Source organism: Agarivorans sp. TSD2052, assembly GCF_023238625.1.
Lineage (GTDB): Bacteria > Pseudomonadota > Gammaproteobacteria > Enterobacterales > Celerinatantimonadaceae > Agarivorans.
This window is the reverse complement of the sequence record NZ_CP096670.1, coordinates 3590377-3612841: the sequence shown is the minus strand read 5'-3', so window position 1 is coordinate 3612841 and position 22465 is coordinate 3590377. Positions and strand designations below refer to the sequence as shown.

Annotated in this window: 19 protein-coding genes; 11 read left to right on the top strand and 8 right to left on the bottom strand. The window is 45.7% G+C overall.

All coding sequences use genetic code 11. From position 1 onward, the window contains the following. Positions 1–276: 276 nt before the first annotated feature. Positions 277–4548 carry a hypothetical protein gene (locus M0C34_RS16385; RefSeq protein ID WP_248712745.1) on the top strand — a complete coding sequence of 1424 codons (4272 nt, stop codon included), beginning with the start codon at positions 277–279 and terminating at the stop codon, positions 4546–4548. Positions 4549–4768: 220 nt separating this feature from the next. On the opposite strand, the gene M0C34_RS16380 is transcribed toward M0C34_RS16385, so the two are convergent. From M0C34_RS16380 to M0C34_RS16355, 6 genes are all read right to left on the bottom strand, one after another. Then, positions 4769–5044, bottom strand: coding sequence for a hypothetical protein (locus tag M0C34_RS16380; protein ID WP_248712744.1), 276 nt, complete (start codon positions 5042–5044; stop codon positions 4769–4771). 36 nt (positions 5045–5080) lie between these two features. After that, the gene (locus M0C34_RS16375) at positions 5081–5803 is read right to left on the bottom strand and encodes an FRG domain-containing protein (protein WP_248712743.1); all 723 of its coding nucleotides are present in this window, start codon (positions 5801–5803) and stop codon (positions 5081–5083) included. A gap of 306 nt (positions 5804–6109) precedes the next feature. Then, positions 6110–7357 carry a hypothetical protein gene (locus tag M0C34_RS16370; protein WP_248712742.1) on the bottom strand — a complete coding sequence of 416 codons (1248 nt, stop codon included), beginning with the start codon at positions 7355–7357 and terminating at the stop codon, positions 6110–6112. Positions 7358–7362: 5 nt separating this feature from the next. Further along, positions 7363–8502, bottom strand: a complete 1140-nt coding sequence (locus M0C34_RS16365) for a hypothetical protein (protein ID WP_248712741.1) — start codon at positions 8500–8502, stop codon at positions 7363–7365. Between the two features lie 300 nt (positions 8503–8802). Beyond that, positions 8803–9711 carry a response regulator gene (locus M0C34_RS16360; RefSeq protein WP_248712740.1) on the bottom strand — a complete coding sequence of 303 codons (909 nt, stop codon included), beginning with the start codon at positions 9709–9711 and terminating at the stop codon, positions 8803–8805. Then, positions 9708–13088, bottom strand: a complete 3381-nt coding sequence (locus M0C34_RS16355; RefSeq protein WP_248712739.1) for a hybrid sensor histidine kinase/response regulator — start codon at positions 13086–13088, stop codon at positions 9708–9710. Before M0C34_RS16355 ends, M0C34_RS16360 begins: the two co-directional genes overlap by 4 nt. Positions 13089–13394: 306 nt before the next feature. Here M0C34_RS16355 and urtA point away from each other — a divergent pair, with 306 nt between their 5' ends. The 7 genes from urtA (at position 13395) to M0C34_RS16320 (ending at position 19964) form a co-directional block, all read left to right on the top strand. After that, the gene (gene urtA / locus M0C34_RS16350; RefSeq protein WP_248712738.1) at positions 13395–14657 is read left to right on the top strand and encodes an urea ABC transporter substrate-binding protein; all 1263 of its coding nucleotides are present in this window, start codon (positions 13395–13397) and stop codon (positions 14655–14657) included. A gap of 66 nt (positions 14658–14723) precedes the next feature. After that, positions 14724–15650, top strand: coding sequence for an urea ABC transporter permease subunit UrtB (urtB, locus tag M0C34_RS16345; protein WP_248712737.1), 927 nt, complete (start codon positions 14724–14726; stop codon positions 15648–15650). Positions 15651–15662: 12 nt separating this feature from the next. Beyond that, complete coding sequence (gene urtC / locus M0C34_RS16340; RefSeq protein WP_248712736.1) at positions 15663–16871, top strand: urea ABC transporter permease subunit UrtC; 1209 nt, start codon at positions 15663–15665, stop codon at positions 16869–16871. Next, entirely contained in the window at positions 16858–17622 is a 765-nt protein-coding gene (gene urtD / locus M0C34_RS16335) for an urea ABC transporter ATP-binding protein UrtD (protein ID WP_248712735.1), read from the top strand. Before urtC ends, urtD begins: the two co-directional genes overlap by 14 nt. An 11-nt stretch (positions 17623–17633) precedes the next feature. Further along, the gene (gene urtE / locus M0C34_RS16330; RefSeq protein ID WP_248712734.1) at positions 17634–18323 is read left to right on the top strand and encodes an urea ABC transporter ATP-binding subunit UrtE; all 690 of its coding nucleotides are present in this window, start codon (positions 17634–17636) and stop codon (positions 18321–18323) included. A gap of 39 nt (positions 18324–18362) precedes the next feature. After that, entirely contained in the window at positions 18363–19598 is a 1236-nt protein-coding gene (fmdA, locus tag M0C34_RS16325) for a formamidase (protein WP_248712733.1), read from the top strand. A gap of 9 nt (positions 19599–19607) precedes the next feature. Then, positions 19608–19964 carry a zinc ribbon domain-containing protein gene (locus M0C34_RS16320; protein ID WP_248712732.1) on the top strand — a complete coding sequence of 119 codons (357 nt, stop codon included), beginning with the start codon at positions 19608–19610 and terminating at the stop codon, positions 19962–19964. A 53-nt stretch (positions 19965–20017) separates the two neighbouring features. Here M0C34_RS16320 and M0C34_RS16315 read toward each other — a convergent pair whose 3' ends face one another. Beyond that, positions 20018–20362 carry a DOPA 4,5-dioxygenase family protein gene (locus M0C34_RS16315; protein ID WP_248712731.1) on the bottom strand — a complete coding sequence of 115 codons (345 nt, stop codon included), beginning with the start codon at positions 20360–20362 and terminating at the stop codon, positions 20018–20020. Between the two features lie 114 nt (positions 20363–20476). Between M0C34_RS16315 and M0C34_RS16310 the strand changes: the two genes are divergently transcribed. Next, a complete protein-coding gene (locus M0C34_RS16310) occupies positions 20477–20686 on the top strand; it encodes a ribosome alternative rescue factor ArfA (RefSeq protein WP_248712730.1) in 210 nt (69 codons plus the stop codon). On the opposite strand, the gene yjjG is transcribed toward M0C34_RS16310, so the two are convergent. Continuing rightward, a complete protein-coding gene (gene yjjG / locus M0C34_RS16305) occupies positions 20683–21360 on the bottom strand; it encodes a pyrimidine 5'-nucleotidase (RefSeq protein ID WP_248712729.1) in 678 nt (225 codons plus the stop codon). The two genes, M0C34_RS16310 and yjjG, sit on opposite strands and share 4 nt — an antisense overlap. 301 nt (positions 21361–21661) lie before the next feature. On the opposite strand from yjjG, the gene rpsP reads away from it, so the two are divergent. Then, a complete protein-coding gene (rpsP, locus tag M0C34_RS16300; RefSeq protein ID WP_248712728.1) occupies positions 21662–21907 on the top strand; it encodes a 30S ribosomal protein S16 in 246 nt (81 codons plus the stop codon). A 23-nt stretch (positions 21908–21930) separates the two neighbouring features. Then, positions 21931–22461, top strand: coding sequence for a ribosome maturation factor RimM (rimM, locus tag M0C34_RS16295; protein ID WP_248712727.1), 531 nt, complete (start codon positions 21931–21933; stop codon positions 22459–22461). Positions 22462–22465 lie beyond the last annotated feature (4 nt).

Genomic DNA, 22465 nt, shown 5'->3' with positions numbered 1-22465 from the left:
CCTAAGTTCACAGTGATGAGTTTTGTGGTGTTTTGGCTTGCGCTTGCCTTAAGGCTGGCCAAGCCTGTGCACCATTTTTTACAGACCTGGGGATAAACTCATTAACAAAAAGCTGCTTCTATTAGCCTATTCAGGTTTTGTCAGCTATTAGTTTATTTTTAGCTTGGGCTCAGCTTTCGTCAGTATTCTCACGACTTAGCGGTGTGGCGTCTTGTAGCTCTCTTTAACATTTCTATGACAGCCCGTATTTAATGCGAGATAAGAGGAATATGTCTTATGTCACGCTCTTCCAGCTTTACTCGAATGATGGATCCGTTGATTACTCTGGAGTCACTGCCGGGGATTAGCCATGGCGATATAGCAGCGCTGCGGCAAATAAATATCTTCTCGGTGAGCGATTTATTGCACTTTAAGCCTGTTCACTATGCCCAGATTCTAAAAGCATATAGCCAAGGTTTGATTAATCACCATATAGAGCGGGCGGCCTACTTGAAGGACGAGTTTGCTGTAGTTGAAGCGTCTGCCGTTGGTTATTTACCTCCAAATTCCTTGCGCGAACTAAGCGCTATGTCAGCGCAAATCTTGGAAAGCTTCTTCGGTATTGTGTCAATTAATGAACTGGCAGAGTTTGGGCTTTATCATGCCGCTCAGCATTATTTAAAGCAACCAGAACAAGGCTTCGATGAGGCCCCTTCTGCGCCTGATGAGCTTATGCCTGGGATGATTGGTAGCACTCATAGTAGCGTTCGTTTCTCTAGCTACGTGAAGGGACAGAGATATCAACTGCAAGGGTTACGCATAGATGCTCAAAGCTCTGATAATAGCTTTGCCGGCCAGTTGATGAGTGAAAGCGTGTCGGCGCTCATGGAACAAAAGCCACCGCTAAGTTTCTATCTTGGATACATTGTTCACCTTAAGCAATATTGGCGCAACATGGGGACACATTTAGGCGAGGTTATTCACTCGTTGGCGCTAGCACCCGGCGAGTCGCGCAATATTGCCGTGATTGACTGGTATCGCAAACAAAGCTCTAGTAGAGGCGAGACCACGCGGATTGACGAGCAACTAAGCAATAGCATGACCCACACTCGGGCCCTAGATGAAGTGACTCAAGCTACGGCTTTGGAGCATCAACGTGGGCAAACCAATAGCGAGGCCTCTACCAGCTCGGTGGGTACTGGTTTGTCTGCCGGTGTCGGAGGTGGACGCTCCGGTGGGGGCAGCGCCAGCGGCACCTTGCCACTCAAAGAGCTGACCGGTATTCCGATGGATCTAGACCTCTCTGCTGCCAGTATTTTATCCAGCGCTGGCGGTGCAGGGGGCTCTGCAGTGTTTTCGCATGTGGCTCAAGAAGGGGTGGTGCAAACCGAGACCAACTCTACCCGGCAACTGGTGTCTGAGTTGCAGCAGAACATTACCGACCGCAGCGTGCAAAACGCCTCATCAATGCGCTCTATTCGCTCTTCGGTGGTGGTGACCGATGAACAACAAGAATCTGAGCAAATCACTACCCGTAATGTTACCAATTACAATCATATGCACGCCTTAACCGTGCAATATTTTGAGGTGCTACAGAAGTATCAAGTAGAAATAGATACGCTCGATTACACCCCGATCATGTACTTGCCCTATCGCCCCATCACTTTTGACTTCGAGTTTATCCGTGCCCATTGGCGGGTATTGCAAGCCTTAGTGAAACAGGATTCAGCACGGCTCTATCAGCGTTTTGCTTCAATCATAGAGCGGCCTGATTATTCGACAGAAGTGATTGATATCAGCAGCGATCTTTCTGTTACGGCGATCACCGCTCATATTGTCACCCTTGAAGATAGTCATTGGGCCTTGATCTACCGTAACAGTAGCTCGGTTGAACACCGGGTGACGGGACTCGGGCCTAAAATATCTCGCGATGTTGATTTCAGTGGTCGCGACCGCATGCGCTTGGGTGACTTAGTTTCATTGGAAGTGACGGCTGTTTTACCTCCAGTAGCAGGTAGCCCGGATTTATCTCATATTCAATTTATCAAAGCTGAATTGGATATGACCATAGTCGATGAGGGGGGGGACCAAACTAAGGTGAGTCTATCCGTCCCGCATACTTCGCTTGCTCGGGACTCTAAAGTACTGTTTTCTGATTTGAAATCTGAAGTGATTAGTGCGCTTGAGCAGCAAGCGAGCATTGTCCCCTTGGATTACATTAAAGAGATTGAGTTGTTTTTTAATCGACAGCGTTATGCTGCTACGCGTTTATTGATTTTTACGACCGAACGCGAGCAGTTAAGTGCGGTGCTAGAAAGTCTCCACATCCAATCGGATCTTCATCCACCATTACCCTTGATGGAGTTGGCTTCCGCCACACCGGTGGGCTTCACCGAGAACTTCATCATTCTTAAGCTTCATCAGTCGGAACAACAAGCGGTAGAGCAGTCTTTGGTGCTGAGTGAAGCCGTGAGTACGGTTCACGGTAAGGATCAGCAAGCTTCTTTTAATCGGCCACTATCTGGGCGCATAAAAGTACGAAAGCAGGGAGAGTGTTGTCAAATAGAAATAGAGTTGATGTCTTCAGCGGAGCGCAGCAGTGATGACATCATTGCAGAAATTACCCTACGGCTGCATGGCCAAGGTCCGAGTTATCAGGGAAGTGGCTTTATCCGAGAACCTAGCCCTGACGGAGAACTAAGCATTTCACTTCACAAGGTTAGCTTGGATTGGCAGGACACTAAATTTGAGCTTTATAGTGAGTTTCTGAATCAGGGTAAAGTGACCCACTATGACTTAGAGGGCGTCATTAGCCCCGCTGTTGCCGAGCCTCATCCTTTACGTTCAAGCATCGACTGTTATTTAAGAACACTGCGTAGCAGCTTTGTAGATCTCATTGGCCAACAGCGCGTTACCGACACCATTTATCTTCCTTCGGCCGGTGTCTTTGGGGAAGCAATACTAGGGCGGGCAAATAGCGCAGAGAAGATAGATGCCAGTCGTTATTTCAATTGGCAAGACTCGCCTATCCCGCACACAGCCTCAGAGATAGCCGCCATTCAAGCGGGGAGCCGTGACAGCGGTATCCCCGATATGAATGCCACGGTAACCGACGGCAATCTCAGCATTATGCCGCCCACGCCTTTGCCCAACTCACAGACCGCCGCCGCGACGTTAGCCGCACTGGGCACGCCAGGACTATTCCGCGATGCTTCAGGCAGTGCCTTATTAAGCTCAACTTTATCTACCTTGGCCGAGGTGGCACTGCAAACCGCACAACACGCTGGAACACTGGCGGGCGATGCGCGCAGTGATGCTTTAAATAGTGCGGTTTCGCTAGGTCAACAAGTATCCGATGTGTTGGCCAGTGTTAACTCCAAGCCATCTGGTCCATTAGCCAATCCTAGCAATGTGACAGAAGCGGGAGCGGGAATTAACCAGGGGTTGGGAATTAATAACAGTAATCAAAATGCCTTTAATGGTGAGAATTCTAGTCAAAACAATAACCATAACCAAAATGCCAATGCCGCGAACAATGAAACTAACGTTGCTACCGGTGCTAGTGCTGGTGCTAGTGCAGGATCAGGAGCTAATGCAGGCGCAAATGCCGGGGCGGGAAGCGCTTCAGGTGGTGGCTCAGGAGGGAGTGGCGGAGCTGGACGTGGTGGAACACAAACGGAAACCGTAAATGTCACGCTAAGGGGCTTTGTGCCCAGCCAGTTATGGGCTCTGTCAAACGCCTTTGATATAAACGAAATGTCAGTCACATCCGTGGCGAGCACTTTGGTCGATATGAAAGACTTTATCACGACGTTGATCAGTGAGGGCTGGGATAAAGCGGTAGCCAAAAGTGAGCTTGGCAACACTGAGTGCGCCGATTTGTTACGAGCAATATTCCGATTTGAAGGCGATGACCGAGGGTTTAGCGAAGGTGATGCCCAGGGTATCGGTTCCATGTTCGAGTTGAGCGCCCAAGTTAAGTTGAATAAGGCGACGGGCGAAATTAGGCAAGTGACAGAACAAAATAAGGCCTTTGGAACTCCAGGCTTATATACGCAGTTAGACTCTACGGGGGATGTTGGTGACGTTTGGTGGGCTGAAGGTAAGGAGGCTGACGCGACGGTATTCGATAAAACCGACGTTCATCTTGACGACAAATCGCTGCTAGAGCTAGGGGCCAACGGAAGGACTTTGACTTTGGCAGTGTTAGGGGCGCGGCCTTACGCACCTTATGATGGCGCGAGTTTTGGCGAAATGAAGAGCACCATAAAGTTAGGCGATTATGTGGACTTTGAGTTGCCCTTAAAAGATGTGTTTACCGCCGTAGTCGACCGAATTGGTCTTGGCTCTGTTCACGCGCTGTTTGAAGTGAGTTTCAATTGGGAGCATGGTCAACTGAGGGTGTCTGTCGCCGCGGAACACCAGTATTTTCCTTGTTATGAAGTTATCGTTGACTACGCTGGTGAGTCGACCACGGTTTATACTTTTGATGCGAGACAACATGGTCAAGGGCCGAGCTCATTATCTCGCTCAAAACAAAGCCAAGAAGGTAAAGTTACGAGGCTGTAAGAAGTTTCATCGGTGGGCTAGGGTGGTTTGGTGGAGTTTTACCGCAGCGATGCACGGGTACAATGGACACCAACCGGTACTAACGTGCCAGACTATCCAAAACTGGCGCAGCTTTGTTAGCAGTTAAGTTCAAACTGTAGGAGGCATGTATCTGGAAAGAAGGGCTTAGATAACGAAGTGACTCAGCCTCGTCATAAGCTAAATGGATTTTTATTAAAAGTTAGGTGAAAAAGCTAAATGCCGATATCGAAGAAACTACGACTGAAATTAAGCCTAAGGTAATATATTTTTCGCGCCTTCTAAGGCCAAATAAAAAGAGTGTTATAACTATAAGTATACTGGCTATGCCAAATATAGCTCCTACACCAGCTGCACCTATAGCTCCCCAACCGTCAACATTTGCCAATTCCAATAAAACTGTCGCTTGAAAGATAGACATAATGAGAGAAATACTGAAAGTGAAATTTTTCTTTTCTTTTCTATTTACGTGATTCATACCATATATTCTTCATGAAATCTCACTTAGAGGAAACTAACTGTTGGACGAAATGTTAGACGCATCGTCAAGGGTGAGAGCTTGTGCGACCCAATAGTCTTGATTCTCCGTGTACCAATTTACGTGCCTTGACAAGCCGTCTAAGTCAGGGAATGTAAAAGCATCATTTATGCCATAGTGATTCAGTTCGAACCCTAGTTCTTTGACATAATTTTTATCAATAACGATTAATTCAAGCTCGTCTTCGTAATGTAAAACCTCTCCTAAAGGTTTATTGGGTTGACCATGAGTTGTAAAAACACCACCTTGCCTTGCAATTCTTGGGACGACACCATTTGGCTTAAATAGCGAAATGCTATCGTAGTCTTTGGGGGGGACATGTTGTGGAATGAGTATCTTATGAGGTTTATAGCAATAGATATGAGAGTCAGATTCATACTGATGTGTGGTAGCGAAATACGCGGCAACCATAGGATTGTAGCTCCAATCTAATAGCCTAGTTGCCAAGCCATGATGTTGTGCTGTTGCCAACCAATCCCAATCATTTTCAGGAGCATTTGTAACATATTCTACAGCTCGCCTTTTCCAGGCTTGAAGAATTGTCAGGTCATCAGATTTGTTGTAGGGCTCTCTCCCTGCTTTAGGTGTCAAAACCCAATGTGGGTCGGCGTGCCCTCGAAAAACCCAACGATTGGATTTGCGGTAAACCGACAGTATTTCGTGTAGTTCAGAAAAACTAGACACATTGTGAATCTTCAATATTACCTCCTGAAATTTAACCCGTGTCTACTTTATCGGGGGAAGATCACTTCCTTGCTTAAACATGGAAATCACAGCCTCTTTATTCATATGATTAAAAGCAGACTACCACCTTTCCTAAACTACATCAGCCATCTAGCTCTAAAAGTAATAAAAATATCATCAATAAAGACGGAATGCATTTGGGGAAAGAAAGAAAAGCAATTTACGTGTATACAATCACAGTGCTTTGTTGGTTTGAGCTTACTAAAGCTAAGAGTAAGCAGGAGTTTGTTTGCTGCTTAGTGTCGCCGAAACTACATGCGTTTAATCAAATACACTGCCGATATTGGCGCTAGAGATAAATCGGGGGTTTTGCTTTAAGCGTTGATGCAAACGCTCTAGTTGGATAGCGTCACTGTATTTGGGGAATACACTCACATCGGCCAGTTGCTGGTGGCTTAATTTGCTCTGTCGCCATTGACTCCATGCCGAGTTAAGCAATAGTCGTTCAGTGTCGCGGATAACGCTTTTAAACCGATAGCGTAAAATAATGTTACGAAGTACTCGGCGTAAACTGTGGTGTTGTTGCTTAATGGCCAAGCGATGCAGGTACTCGTAAAACGATAAGTCTTCTTCGCTTTTGGGGCTTAGTTGTTTTATTGCTGAATGGCTAACAACCTGTGAAAAGTGAAAGTTAGAGATGTTGTTTAGCTGCATAGCCATATAGGTGCGGTAACATTTGGCGCAGCGTCCGCAGTTACTGCGTGGATCCTTCCAGCATACCCATAAGTTATTTAGTGCCTCTGGCTTGCCTTTAATTACGGCAATTTTGGCGGCGCGGTCAGCCTCTAAACCTAGGTGCAAAATTTGGCATGATTCAGTAGACCAAAGCGGGTCTAGCAAGGGGTGACTATTGGATGGGTGAATGGCGTCGTAGGTTACCGCCCCACTTAAAATCATGCTGTTAGGGTTGAGTAGTAAACTAACACTGGCTAAAGATGCGCCAAAGTTGGCAAAGCGAGCTAGGCCTGTCCATCCGGTAAATTCTTTTAAATTGCTTTCAACACATATCAGCCGTTTATTGAATAAATCAGCGGTTTTTTGGCAACGGTTTACTAAGTGTTGCCAAGAGGCAAGCGGCATTGAAAAATCAAAACCATTAATCAGTACTAGGTTGTCTAGCCTATTGGCATGTTGGATAAGGTTGTAGGTGCCGTCGACCCCACCAGAAAAAAAAGCGCTGTGGCCAAGCTGGGTGGTAGAGGTATGAAAGGCTTGGCTGGTGGCCGATATTTTAATGCGCTTAAAGATGGGGTTCCAAGCGTGCATGATGGTTTGAATGTGTGGCAGCTTTTCTAGCAAGCTTGCCGATACATAATATTGCCGATCAATCTCGATATCTTCGCCTAAAAACATCGCGGGTATGAGTGCTGAGCATAAAAAGGGGCTGGCATCGTTGCAGGCTATTAAGCAGTCGCTACTGGTTTTAAACCACAATGGAAACGGCCCTAACATGGCAGATATTTTCTGGTATTTAGCGTGTTTTTTTAGCTCAAGCTGATGGATGCGCATAGGGCTTAATGCCGTATAACCATTTGCTTAAGTTTGTGGGCATACCCATGTAAAATGAGTTCATCAAATTGGTTTGCAAGCTCCCGTAGTTGGAAGTTTCGTTTTATATGTTCTAAAGCCTTAATCATTACGGTGTCGTTAATGGCTTTGGCTTGCTCTATATTTTCGTCTAAAAATTGCAAGTCGTGCACATTGTAGAGCTTTAAGCCGCTGAGTTTCTGCTTAACCATTTGGTCGGTGAGAGTGGGGAAGGTGTCGGTGTGAATGCCTAAAGTGCGAAGGCTGCTCATGGTTCGTAGGCATTTTTCGCATTCGCCGCAATTGTAGCCATCATCGTGCCAACATACTCGCAAAATGGCCAAGTAATCGGGGTCATTGGCTAAGGTTTTTAATTTATCAATTCTACGAGTATTCGCACCATGATGGATAATGTGGGTATGCTGGTTACTCCAGAGACGATCGGTAATATAGTTTGACCCTTCAGGTATGTTGTTTTGATAGGTCAAGCCTGCCGCAATAAAACACTTCTTAACGCCAAGCGCTAAGGCAATGCTAGATAAACCACCGCCAAAACATACCCCCCAATTAAGTTTGTTTTTATAGCCTAAAAATCTCACATTGGTTTCACAAGGGATCAGTTGCTTGCCTTGTTTTGCTAGGTATTGTTTATTGCAGGCGAATGCTTGTTGGTAAAGCGCATCGCTGTTGAGTTGCATGTCGATACCTTTAGCAAACAGTAAGTAGTCTATCTCTTGTTGTTTTTGCTTGTAGGTGTAGGTGCCATCGATTCCTCCTGAGAAGAAAGAGACCGTATCGTTGCATGTATTGGCTTGTTCGCAGGGAGTGCCGCCAATAATGTTTACGGGGTATAAGCGATGGCCTAGATAGGGTTGCCAATGACTAAAAATGCGTTGTAGTTGCTCTAAATTCTCGACAAGTTTGGGAGAATAGTAGGCGCTACTTTCTAGCTCGATGTCTTGATTGTTCGCCATGCTAATCAATAAACTAGCAGCGATGAAGGGGTCGGCACTGTTGGTGAGCGGCACGTTTTCTGGAAACTTGTACCACAAGTCAAAGCCGTTACAGTTTGCGCGTAAAATGGAGTAGCCCGAATGCTGCTCTGTGCGAATGGAAGAAATCTTCATGAAGCCCCCTTGCTTAACTGTAAAGCCTAGTGCTTTTAAAGAAAGTTACCAATCTGTTAGCCGAAAAGCCGCGTTAAGGAGGAATATAAAGTGTTATCAGAGTCTGTTGTTGTTTACAGCTGTCAGGTGATTTTAATCGTCAATCAGAAAACATAAATGTCTTCCTTGGTCATCGGCTTTCTTTAGGCGTTAAGAGGTTGGATTGCTGGGGGGCGACAAACCAATGCTGAACCACAGCAATGATTAACAAAAGACATGTTAATCATTATTGGGCAGCAGTGGCAGATTACGACGCAGTGCTTATATATCGTTTAAATAGGCTAAGCAGACCGCGGTGGCACTGGTTCGGTTTTCTACAGCAAGCTTTTGGAACACCGGTTCAAGGTGCTTGTTTACGGTGCGCGGACTCATGGTCAGTATTTGGGCAATTTCTCGATTGGTTTTGCCTTGGGCTAACCAAAATACCACTTCAGACTCTCGCTCGGTTAAGTTAAACCGTTGCCGCAGTGAATCGCGAATGCTCTGTTCGTCGTTATCGACTAAGCGTAATAGATGTTCACCGGGTGACGATTGTCCCAAGTAACGCACTTGCAGAGGCTTAGATATTTTTTTTACAGATAAGAGGCTGTGCTTTTCGGGGGCGTGAGTGAGCCATTGCCTCAGTTGTTGGCAAACTATGTCGGCAGTTTCGCTTGCTTCAAAGTCAACTGAAGAGAGGATTAGTTTGGCCTTCGAACTCGTCCAAATCACTTGCCCTTTGCTACTGAAGGTAAACGTAGCTTGACCCATTTCATCTAGGGCTCCATGGGCACTGCGTGTTAGCCGGGCATTGTGTAAATGCACGGTTATCCGGGCAAACAGTTCATCGAGTTTTATCGGTTTGTGAATATAGTCGACGCCGCCAGATTCTAGGCCTTTGATCACTGACTCGCTGTCGCTTAAACCGGTCATGAATATTACCGGTATATCACTAGAATCACTGTTTTTCTTCAGTAATTGGCAGGCTTCAAAACCGTCCATGTTAGGCATTAATGCGTCCATCAGAATTAAATCTGGATTAATCCGTTGGGTAATATTTAAGGCTTGTTGTCCGTCCATGGCAACCAGTACGGTGTAACCTTGTTCGATTAAGGCGGTGTTTAACATGCCTAAAGATTCGGCAGCGTCGTCGACGACTAAAATAATACCTTTTGAATCTGTTGTACTCATACGGCTAGTACCTTCTTACAAAAATTCTCGATGTTGGTGACGTTATATTGGGCTAAATCTTTTCTTAGCTCGCTGGTAATGTTGACCGCTGTTGAGTCTTGTTCCAGAACATCAAGCAGCTTATCGATGCCTTGAATAAAGCCCAGTTGCGCCATGTCTAATATTTCTTGTAATTGTTGGCGGTGTTGATCGCTTAGCGCAGTCTTAGAGCCTAAAGCTTGATAGTCGCTTGCTTGATGCTGTTTAACTGGGTGGTAGTTCCAGCCAATGGCTAAGGCCTTGGCTATTTTTTCTAACAGCGCATTGTCGCGTATTGGTTTTGCTAAATAGTCATCGTGAAGTGGTCGTGCGTTCGGGCTTGTACTCGGTCCTAACTGAGGTGCTTCGGTCGCATCGGCAGAAACCATAATAATGGGGGTGTTTATTCCCTGTTCACGTAATTTTTCGAGCAGCTGCCAACCATTCATTCCTGGCATAGAAATATCAAGTAAAAATAAATCAATGGTTGATTTATCAAGGGTGTTTAAGCAGGCATGAGCGTCGGTCGCCTCGAGCACCACAAAGCCTAAGGGGGAGAGTATTTCGGCCACTAGGCCGCGATGGTTAGGGTCGTCATCCACGACCATTACTGTTTTACTGGAACCATTAATTGAACTAATTCTGGCTTGAGCGGGAGGCTGACAGGTGTCTTTGTCAATGCTAGACAGCATTAAGCTTAATTTGAAGCAACTGCCTTCACCCGGCGTGCTGCTTAAGCTGATATTTCCTCCCATGATGTCAGTGAGCAGTTGGGTGATAGTTAGCCCAAGCCCAGTGCCTGGTATTTGCGGCAAACCGGGTTTACGGACCCGTTCAAAAGGCTTGAAGATCCTATTTTCATCTTCTTGTTCAATGCCCACTCCGCTATCTTGGATAACAAATTCGGCTACTTGGCTACGATAGCTAACGCTGAGCGATACACCACCTTGTTGAGTAAACTTCACCGCATTAGAGAGTAAATTTATGAGTATTTGGCGCAGGTGAGTTTCATCAGCGACTACCCAGTGGGGTAAAAATGGGCTTGGCGTATAGCTGAAACTAATGCCTTTTTCCTGAGCTTGCAGGCTAAACATATCGACCAGGTCGTCAATTAACTCGCCAATGGCCACTTGGTCGCGTTGTAGCTCCAATCGGCCCGCTTCAATACGTGATATGTCTAGCAAGCCTTCAATGATGTCGGCTAAGTGCTCGCCACTGCGTTTTATTAGCGATATTTTTGCCGCATGCTCGCTGGATAGCCCGGCTGCTTTTTCTAGTAGCTGGGCATACCCTAATATTGAGTTGAGTGGCGTTCTCAGTTCATGGCTAATACCTGTGAGGTAACGGCTTTTCGCTTGGTTAGCTGATTCAGCAGTATCCTTGGCTTGCTGCAGGGCTTTATCGGTGGCTTCATGGGCCGATATCTCGTGACTCAGCAGTTTAGTTTGGCGCATCGACTCATCTAACGCGAACTGACGGCTGTCGTTAGCTAAAACAAATAGCCACACTAATACCCCAACAATAATCATCAATAAAAAGAATACTTGGCTGAGGGTTGCCGAAATGGCTGCTTTGGTGGTGAGGTCTGTAATAGGAATGCGCAAATAGACTAAGTAAAACAAACCGGCAATCAGTGTGGCTATCAGCCCTAATAGTCCAGAGAATTGTAGTAGCCGGGTATTCATTAAAGACGACACCGCCTTAGGAAGAATAAGCGCCATGAATTGACTGAGTTGCTCACCAAATCGGGCTTTTTCTTTGCACTGATCATGGCAGCGGGCATCCAAGGTGCAGCACAATGAACAGATGGCGCCACCATAAGCGGGGCAACTGGCTAAATCTTCAATCTCGAATTGGTTTTGGCATACCGTACATTCGCCTTGGTGTTTAAATTGCAGGCTTGATTCTCGTGCAATGTAGTAGCGACCCTTGGTGGCAATGGCGATCAGTGGCGAGCAGATAAATGCCACCGATAGGCCGATAAAAGGCGACAAAGCCTGAGCGGTATCACCTAGGTTTCCGGTATAGCAAACAATGCCAAAAAATGAGGCAATAATCATCGAACCCACCCCCACTGGATTTATGTCGTAGAGGTGTGCACGTTTAAATTCTATGTGCTTGGGGCTATAGCCAAGCGGTTTGTTAATCACTAAATCGGCGACCAGTGCACCTACCCAAGCGACCGCGACATTTGAATAAATTCCTAGTATGTCTTCGATAGCAGAGTAGATCCCCAGCTCCATAATCAGCAAGGCGATGATCACGTTAAAGACTAACCAAACCACTCGGCCGGGGTGGCTATGGGTTAGGCGAGAGAAAAAGTTAGACCAAGCAATAGACCCAGCATAGGCGTTAGTAACATTAATTTTGAGCTGGCAAATCAACACAAATATCCCCGCTAACGACAGAGCAACGATCGGTGATTGGGTCACATAGGAAAAAGCGACTTGGTACATTTGAATAGGATCGCCCGCCACGTCGGCACCCACACCAGCATTAATGGCCAATACCACTAAAAATGAACCCAAGAGTATTTTTATTGCCCCTACGATTATCCAACCAGGGCCTGCACTAAGTAGCGCTACCCACCAGCACGCGCGGTGTTTTTGTTTCTTCTCAGGCATGAACCTTAGGAAGTCGACTTGTTCGCCAATTTGCGCCATCAAGGAGAATAAGACTCCTGAAGCTGCACCAAACAAATGCAAATCAAACTGGCCTGGCGAAGCCTCTTGGTGACCTTGGTATTGCAACCAGTTGTCTATTGCGCTTGATTCGTGCCACAGAATAAATATAAAAGGGGCAATCTGCAGAACTAACCATAGCGGTTGGCTCCATAGTTGAAAGCGGCTAATGAAGGTGATCCCATGGGTGACTAAAGGGATCACTACAATAGCGCTGATCAGGTAACCAATACTTAAGGGGATGCCAAATAACAACTCAAGAGCAGAGGCCATGATCGCCGCTTCAATAGCAAAAAATATGAAGGTAAACGAGGCATAAATAAGTGAGGTAATGGTGGAGCCAATATAGCCGAAACCTGCACCACGAGTGAGCAGATCAATATCTACCCCGTAACGCGCCGCATAGTATGAAATTGGTACACCACAGAAAAAGATGATGGCGGATACCACCAGTATCGCCGCGATAGCGTTATTAAAACCAAAGTTGAGCATCAGTGCGCCACCAATGGCTTCTAATGCGAGGAACGAGATAGCGCCTAAGGCGGTATTGGACACTCGGGCTACCGACCATTGCCGCGCACTTTTAGCGGTGAACCTAAGCGCATAATCTTCTAGCGTTTGGTTTGCCACCCAGCGGTTATAGTTTCTCCGTGCTTTGAATACGTGCTGGTCTTTCATCCTTGAAGTGCCTTTTCAATGGTTGCCTAATTACCTTAAGCATTAATCAGGCCGTTGCTACCTGTCTATAATGTTAAAAATGTTATCAAATCAGTTGCTTACAGATTTTCTATTATCTTTATTATCACTAATTAGTCTTTGCATTAATGGATATCTGACACTAAAGCAATCTCTCCGATTCTGGTATGCGTCAAATGACGTAGGGCGCTAGAGCAATTGGCTCATTTTGCTCGGCGTTTAAGTTTTGCATGATGGTAATCACCAAGTACGGACACTTTGTCTTACAACCTCAGTAGGGATACCACTATGCAAAAACTCGACAAATCAGGCTTAAGCAATTCGCTGCGCCGCCAAATTTTAAAGGGAATGATGGCATTGCCTGCTGCCATGCTGGTTTCGCAGCTCAGTTTTGCGGCTGCTTTAAGTACTGCAGAAGTGAATACCACCGGACTAGCAGTGACTGACGATACCGTTAAAGTGGGTATCCTGCACTCGGTAACCGGCACCATGGCGATTAGTGAAACAGGCTCGGTGCAAGCAGAAATGTTAGCCATTGAGCAAATCAACGCAATGGGAGGCGTGTTAGGCCGTCAGATTGAATATGTGCAAGAAGATGGCGCCAGTGATTGGCCGACCTTTGCTGAAAAATCTAAAAAATTGTTAGTTAAAGACAAGGCCGCAGCCGTTTTTGGTTGTTGGACATCAGCCTCTCGTAAAGCGGTATTACCCGTGTTTGAACAGTATAACGGTATGTTGTACTACCCGACTTTTTATGAAGGTTTGGAGCAATCACCTAACGTTATTTACACCGGCCAAGAAGCTACTCAGCAAATTATTGCAGGTATTGATTGGGTAACAAAAACCAAAGGCGCAAAAAGTTTCTTCCTACTGGGCTCTGATTATATTTGGCCACGAACCTCTAACAAAATTGCCCGCAAGCATATTGAAAAATTGGGTTTGAAAGTCGTGGGCGAAGAGTACTACCCGCTTGGACATACTCAGTTTAACTCGGTGATTAACAAAATTAAGCTGAAAAAACCTGATGTGATTTACGCCATTGTAGTGGGGGGGTCTAACGTTGCCTTCTACAAGCAGCTTAAAGCCGCGGGCATTGACATGACTAAGGAAAAACCACTGGTACTCACCATTTCAGTGACTGAAGACGAAATCTTAGGTATTGGCGGTGAAAACATCCAAGGTGCTTACGCAGCGATGAAGTACTTCCAAAGCTTAACCAACCAAAATAACGAAGAGTTCGTAGCTGCCTTTAAGAAACGTTGGGGCGACGACATTGTGATTGGTGATGTAACTCAAGCGGCTTACTTAGGCCCTTGGTTATGGAAGGCAGCAGTAGAAAAAGCCGGTTCATTCGACATTGATAAAGTACGCGCAGCGTCTCCTGGTTTAGAGTTAAAAACCGCTCCAGAAGGTTACGTACGAGTACATGAAAACCATCACTTATGGTCAAAAACTCGAATTGGCCACGCTAAAGCCGATGGTCAGTACGAAATCGTCTATGAAACTGAAGAACTGATTGAGCCTAATCCATTCCCGAAAGGTTACCAATAAGCAATCGTAGTGGCCTGCACTCGCAGGCCACGCTCTCTTTTCGCTTAATTTCATGAGGGATTTGAAATGTTTGCCGATTATACCAGTACAGAGCTTACCGCTATTTTTGCTATGCAGGGATTTGCCGGTCTTATCTTGTTTTCTGTTTTTGTTCTTATGGCGTTAGGGCTTGCCATCATATTCGGCCAAATGGGTGTGATAAACATGGCGCATGGCGAGTTTATGATATTAGGCGCCTATATCACCTACTTATGCTCTCAATTATTTAGTAATTATATGCCCGGTTTGTTTGATGGTTACTTTTTTGTAGCCATGATTTTGGCCTTCTTTGTCACCGGAGCCTTAGGAGCGCTGGTTGAATGGGCAATGATTCGCCACCTTTACAAACGCCCATTAGATACCTTACTAGCCACCTGGGGTTTGAGCCTCATTCTACAGCAGCTTTATCGTACCGTATTTGGCGCGCGTGAAGTTGGCGTAAGCCTACCGGATTGGTTGATGGGGTCGTACGCCATAACAGACATTATCGAAGTGCCAATAAACGGCATATTTGTGATGGGGCTAACCATTGTTATTACCTTTGGCGTTTACCTATTAATGCAAAAGTCACGCTTAGGTAAACAAACTCGTGCGGTTGTGCAAAACCGCGCAATGGCCGGGGCTGTCGGAATTAATACCGAACGCGTAGACCGCTATACCTTTGCGCTAGGTTGCGGCATCGCTGGGGTGGCCGGTTCTGCTTTCACCATGGTGGGGTCGACCGGACCAACTGCTGGCCAGCTATACATTGTGGATACTTTCTTAGTGGTGGTATTTGGCGGTGCATCTAGTTTATTAGGCACCGTAGCGTCAGCGTTCACCATTTCTCAGGCGCAATCCACCATGGAGTTTTTCCTCAGTGGTTCTATGGCCAAAGTACTGACCTTGTTAACCGTTGTGGGCATCTTAATGTTGCGCCCTCAGGGTTTGTTCTCATTAAAAATACGTCGATAGGGAGAGCTATTTATGTTGTTAACTCAAATACGTGCCCAATCCAATAAAGTGCTCGCCAGTAATGACCTTTGGAAGTACTTGCTATTAGCAGCGATCCTGTTTGTGGTGCTGCCATTAGCCTTAGATATATTTCGTTTAAACCTCATCGGCAAATACCTTACTTACGCATTTGTCGCCTTAGGCCTAGTGCTATGTTGGGGCTGTGGCGGAATTTTAAGCCTAGGACAAGGGGTATTTTTTGGCCTAGGTGGTTATTGCATGGCAATGTTTCTTAAATTAGAAGCCTCTAGCCCTGAAGCTACTGCGATTCAGTCTACACCGGGTATTCCTGATTTCATGGATTGGAACCAGCTAAGCGAACTGCCGTGGTTTTGGCAGCCATTCCATAGCTTTGGTTTTACCCTGTTCGCGGTGATTGCAGTGCCCGTTATATTTGCCTTTATTATTGGTATTGCGATGTTTACCCGTCGCGTTGGCGGTGTATATTTTGCAATTATTACCCAGGCCATCGCTGCCATTTTGACTATCTTGATTATTGGTCAGCAAGGGTATACCGGTGGTGTTAATGGTATTACCGATTTACGTACCCTGATGGGCTGGGACATTCGTAGTGAGTCTGCCCAATACATATTGTATTTCATTAACGCTTGTTTGCTGTTCACCTGCTTGTTTATTGGGCTGTACGTTAAGAAATGTAAGTTAGGCCGTTTACTGGTCGCCATGCGTGAGAAAGAAGATCGGGTAAGGTTCTCTGGTTATAACGTGGCAAGCTTCAAAATTTTCATCTTTTGTTTAGCTGCTGCCTTTTCGGCAATTGGCGGTGCCATGTTCACCTTACAAGTGGGCTTTATGTCGCCATCATTTGTTGGGATTGTGCCATCCATTGAAATGGTCATCTTCTGTGCGGTCGGTGGGCGCTTATCACTACTGGGAGCCATTTACGGCACCTTAGTGGTTAATTTAGCCAAGACCAGCTTTTCTGAATCCTTTCCTGAGCTGTGGCTATTTGCCATGGGAGCCTTGTTTATTGGCGTAGTGATGGCTTTTCCTGATGGCTTAGCCGGACTTTATCAAACCTACATTCAACCTTGGTTTAAGCACTTCATTAATCGCGACAAAGTGGGGTTGAAACCGCCTACAGCGACCTTGGATGCAACACCACCTGCGCCAAGTGCTGAACCCGCTTCAACCACGGGGAGTTATCAAAATGCCTCAGCCTAAACAAAAAACCAATAGTAAAGATTTTGTATTGAGTATTGAAGATCTCACTGTGTCTTTCGACGGATTTAAAGCGGTAGACAATCTGTCTTTATATGTTGAGGAGCAGGAGATTAGAGTAATTATTGGGCCCAATGGTGCCGGTAAAACAACAGTACTGGATTTGATCTGTGGTCGAACTAAAGCAACCACTGGCTCAATAAAATTTAAGCAAAAAGAGCTAACCAAGCTTAAAGAACACCAAATTGTTCATGCAGGAGTAGGGCGCAAATTTCAAACCCCGTCCATTTACGAAGACTTGAGTGTGTTTGAAAACCTAGAAATTTCTTACCCCAAAGGGCGTAACGTCTGGGGCGCATTAACCTTTGTGCGAGACCAAGCAGTCAAAGACAAAGTGCTTGAGATTGCTGAAATGGTGTTTCTTAGTGACAAATTACACGAGTCGGCCGATTTACTCAGCCACGGTCAAAAACAGTGGTTAGAGATAGGCATGTTGCTGATTCAAGACCCTGAACTATTGATGTTAGACGAACCGGTTGCGGGGATGTCGGTGGCCGAGCGCAAACAAACCGCCTCATTATTGCAGCGTATTACTAAAGACCGTTCGGTATTGGTGATAGAGCACGATATGCAATTTGTTGAAGACATTGCTGATCGGGTAACGGTATTACACCAAGGAAAGGTGTTGTCTGAAGGCTCGATGCAGCGGGTGAAAAACGATCCCAAAGTGATTGAAGTTTACCTAGGACATTAAGGAGAGAGTGAATGCTTGAAATAACTGATTACCACGTGGCCTATGGCCAAAGTGAAGTGATATCGGGGATGAACTTTAGCCTAGAAAAGAACGAAATCGTGGCGATTTTGGGGCGCAATGGCATGGGTAAAACTACCTTGATGAAATCGCTAATTGGCATGATTGGCAGCCGAAGTGGCGAAGTGAAGCTAGATGGTAAGGAACTGAGTGGCCAAAAAAGTCATCAGCGAGTGGCCTCTGGCTTGGGCTTTGTGCCTCAGGGGCGGATGATTTTTTCTACCATGACGGTGCAAGAGAATATCGAAACGGGGTTAACCAGTGTTGGTAAAAGCAGTGTGCCCGATGACCTTTACAGCATCTTTCCGGTGTTATGGGAAATGCGCCATCGACGCGGTGGCAATTTGTCTGGAGGGCAGCAGCAACAATTAGCCATAGCCCGAGCCTTGGCCAGTAACCCAAGTGTGCTGCTACTGGATGAACCTACCGAAGGTATCCAACCCTCCATTATCAAGGACATGGCCAAAACCCTTAAACAAATTCGCGATCAGCGTGGGCTATCGATAGTGGTGTCTGAGCAGGTATTAAGTTTTGCGCTTGATGTTGCAGATCGCATTGTAGTGATAGAGAAAGGCAAAATTGTGCACGACGTAAAGCGTGACGAAGTAGATGAGCAACAAGTTGCCGCCTATTTGTCTGTGTAACGGGCTATTAGGCGTAGTTTATATTCAAGGAGAATAATCATGGCAGAAACAATAATTAAAGTGGACTTAAAACAATCGGCATACGATAACGAAAAATTGCATAATCGTTGGCATCCCGATATTCCTATGGCGGCTACAGTAAAGCCGGGCGATGACTTTATTCTGGAGTGTATCGACTGGACTGGTGGCCAAATCAAAAACAATGATGACGCTTCGGATGTGCGCGATGTTGATTTATCTCAAGTACACTTTTTAACTGGACCTGTCGGTGTAGAAGGGGCAGAACCCGGTGATTTGTTAGTGGTTGATATTCTAGATATTGGCACGTTTGATGATTCACAGTGGGGCTTTAATGGCTTCTTTTCTAAACAAAATGGTGGCGGGTTTTTAGATGAACACTTCCCCGAAGCGCAAAAGTCGATTTGGGACTTTAACGGCATGTTTACCAAGTCTAGGCATATCCCTGGGGTAGAGTTTGCAGGCTTGATACACCCCGGTCTGATTGGCTGTTTGCCCGACAAAAAAATGTTGGATGAATGGAATCGCCGCGAAAAAGAGTTATTTGATACCAATCCTGAGCGGGTGCCAATGTTAGCCGCCTTGCCTTATGCGCCTACTGCCCACATGGGACAAATGAAGCCTGATGAGGCTAAAGTAGCGGCCGAAGAAGGCGCTAGAACCGTGCCACCACGTGAACACGGCGGCAACTGTGACATTAAAGACTTATCGCGCGGTTCGAAAATCTATTTCCCTGTTTATGTTAAAGATGCGGGCTTGTCTGTAGGCGATTTACACTTTAGCCAAGGCGACGGCGAGATCACCTTCTGTGGTGCAATTGAAATGGCCGGATGGATCCATTTACGCGTTAATTTAATTAAAGATGGCATGTCCAAGTACGCGATTAAAAATCCTATTTTCAAACCGAGTCCAATTACTCCGCGTTACGACGATTACTTGATTTTTGAAGGTATCTCAGTGGATGAACATGGCAAACAGCATTATTTGGATGCCAACGTGGCTTATCGACAAGCGTGTTTGAATGCCATTGAATACCTCAAAAAGTTTGGTTACAGCGGAGCGCAAGCCTACTCATTGTTGGGAACCGCGCCAGTGCAAGGGCATCTTAGTGGGGTAGTCGATGTGCCGAACTCCTGTGCCACTTTATGGTTACCTACCGACATATTTGAGTTTGATATTAAACCCAATGCTGATGGTCCCACTAAATACTTAGATGGCAGCATCGATATGCCCTTAGCGCCAGACCTAGATAAGTAAGGAGCACTTATGCCTGTTTATGACTATAAATGTGCCGATCATGGTTTGTTCTATGAACTGGCGGCGATGGACGACAGCGCTAAGCCGGCCGAATGTCCGCAGTGTGCGGCCCTTTGTGCACGAGTGATTGTTCTACCGCCATCAGTATTAGATATGGCGGCAGAAACTAAACAAGCCATCGAGCGCAATGAAAAAGCACGTCACGAGCCGCAGCACTCTACCAGTGATACTCGGGCAGAGAATGCTGAGAAGCTTAAGAAAGGGTGCGGTTGTACTCATACCAAGCGAGGTGGGTCTAAGCTGCTCTATACGGCTAGCGGTGAGAAGATGTTCCCATCAATGCGACCTTGGATGATTAGCCACTAGAACAGTAGGTCGTCGTATACAAAAGTAGGCCTTGGCCTACTTTTTTTATGGCCTTATTTAAACATGGCTAAGTTAAGCGGCACGGCTTCACCCAACCAATAAGCGTGCTCGGTGTGGTCTTTTAAATCATCACCGGTTTGACCATGTACCAATATAGTCAAACCTTGTCGCTGGGCATCTAAGTAAGCAATTAGCCTATCAAAGTGCTGGTGGTTGAAGCTGATTTGGCAGCTCCAGCGCGGGTGAGGCCCCACTTCAGTTTGGTGTAGACGGCCTATTTTTAATTTGAACCGATCTGCTACTTCGAGACATAGGTGTTGAGCTATGTTGAGCGTATTTGCGTCATAGTAAATATGCGCGTGGTAATGTTGGTAAAGGTTCTGGGGGTAAGTATTCACTTTAGGAGCTCCTAGCAGGGCAGTGATAGAGCGTTCGCTTTTTTGTGTGGTTGATTTATACTAGCGAGCATTAATGGCCATAGGGGCCGTTTGATAGTCATTATGAGGGGTTTTATGGCTAAGAAACAAGTCACACCGTCGGTGCTGGTGCATGACCATGGTCGCGGACAAATTAACGACAACGCGATAAAAGCTTTGGTCACCAGTTCGCTGTTTAAAAGCAAAGTGGAACGGCCGAAAAAAGGTAAAGGTTCATATAATAGAAAGGGGCATAAGCTGAAGGGCAATGCCCCTTTCGACATCTTGGCGTTCAGATTTATTTAAACGCCTGTTAATAGGCTTTGTAGCTGTTTAAGTGAACTCACCTCATGATGAGGCTCGATTCCTTCAGGTTTGGCTTGCCCATGGCGATTCAGCCAGCAAGTATCAATACCCGCGTTAATCCCACCTTGAATATCCGAATGCGGATTATCACCGACCATTAAAATAGCGTCTTTTGCAGGATATTGCATGTGCTTAAAAGCATGCTCAAAAATCGCTACATGTGGCTTAGCAACACCGACTTGTTCTGATATTACCAGCGGGAAGAAATAATCTTTTAAACCTGTTCGCTCCAAGCGAATGGTTTGTAAGGCAGTAAAACCGTTAGTGATAATGCCCATATTCACCTTTCCTAATAAGGCGTCTACCAAATCTTTGGCACCCGGTAGCAGGCGACATATTTCGGCCATAGCGCTTAAAAATGCACTGTTTAATTGCTGAGGGTGAATATTTAACTTGCGAGCCCAATGACTAAAGCGTTGTTGTTGTAGGTCAGTGGCCGAAATTTTACCCGCTTGATAGTCAACCCAAAGCGGTAAATTTTTGGTTTGGTAAACATGATAGTCTTGCTCACTAAAGTCGACGTTATAACGAGAAAACATTAATTTGAGCCCCGCAAAGGCGTCAAAATCAAACAATGTCTCGTCAGCATCAAACAGTACCCATTGATACCTCATCTAACCCTACCTAAGTGTATGTATAAGAAGCCTATCATGGTGGGGCAAGCGATGAAGCTTGTCAAAGTGACTTAATCGTTCTCTGGTATTAAGGCATTGGCGATTAGGCTCTTTCTGTTCAGCTAAATGTTTGACCTTATTATTGTTGAGTCTCGAGTTCTGACTGACACCTTGCTTGGTGACCAATTGAACTCGCTTGTAGCGCTTGCAATTAACCAAGAAAGGAGTACAATTCCGCGGCTTCAATTAGCGGGGATCCCATTTAGGGACCTTACATTTTATAAACTAGTATGAGGACGATATGGTTACCATTCGTTTGCAACGTGGCGGCGCAAAAAAGCGTCCATTCTATCAAGTAGTTGTTACTGATAGCCGTAATTCACGTGACGGTCGCTTCATTGAAAAATTAGGTTTTTTCAATCCGATAGCTCGTGGTCAAGAAGAGCGTATTCGCTTGGAACAAGACCGCATTGATCACTGGGTTAGCCAAGGCGCTGCGGTTTCTAACCGTGTAGCTAAGCTAATCAAAGACTCTAAAGCAGCATAATTCAGTTTTTTGGTGGAGTTAAGATGAGCAATACAGAACAGCCCATCGTTATAGGTCGCTTAGGTGCCGTATACGGTATTAAAGGTTGGCTTAAAGTTAACTCGTTCACTGAAGACGCAGAAGCTGTATTTAACTATCAGCCTTGGTTGATAGGTCGTTCTGGCGAATATACTTCAATTGAAGTGACAGAATGGCGGCGACACAGCAAATCTTTCATCGTTAAGCTTGCGGGCTTTGATGTAAGAGAACAAGCTCAAAGTTTGACCGGAATGGATATTGCGGCTTTGCCGGACGTTCTACCGGAGCTGGCTGATGATGAATATTACTGGCGTGATCTTATGAACATGCAAGTGGTTAATCGCAGTGGCTATAACTTCGGACATGTAACCGATTTAATGGAAACAGGTTCTAATGATGTCTTGGTTGTGAAAGCCAATTTGAAAGATGCCTTTGGCAAAAAGGAACGGTTAATTCCGTTCATAGAGTCTCAGATAATTGATAACGTCGATCGCGAGTCTCAAACTATTACTGTTGATTGGGACCCTAGTTTTTAGGTTC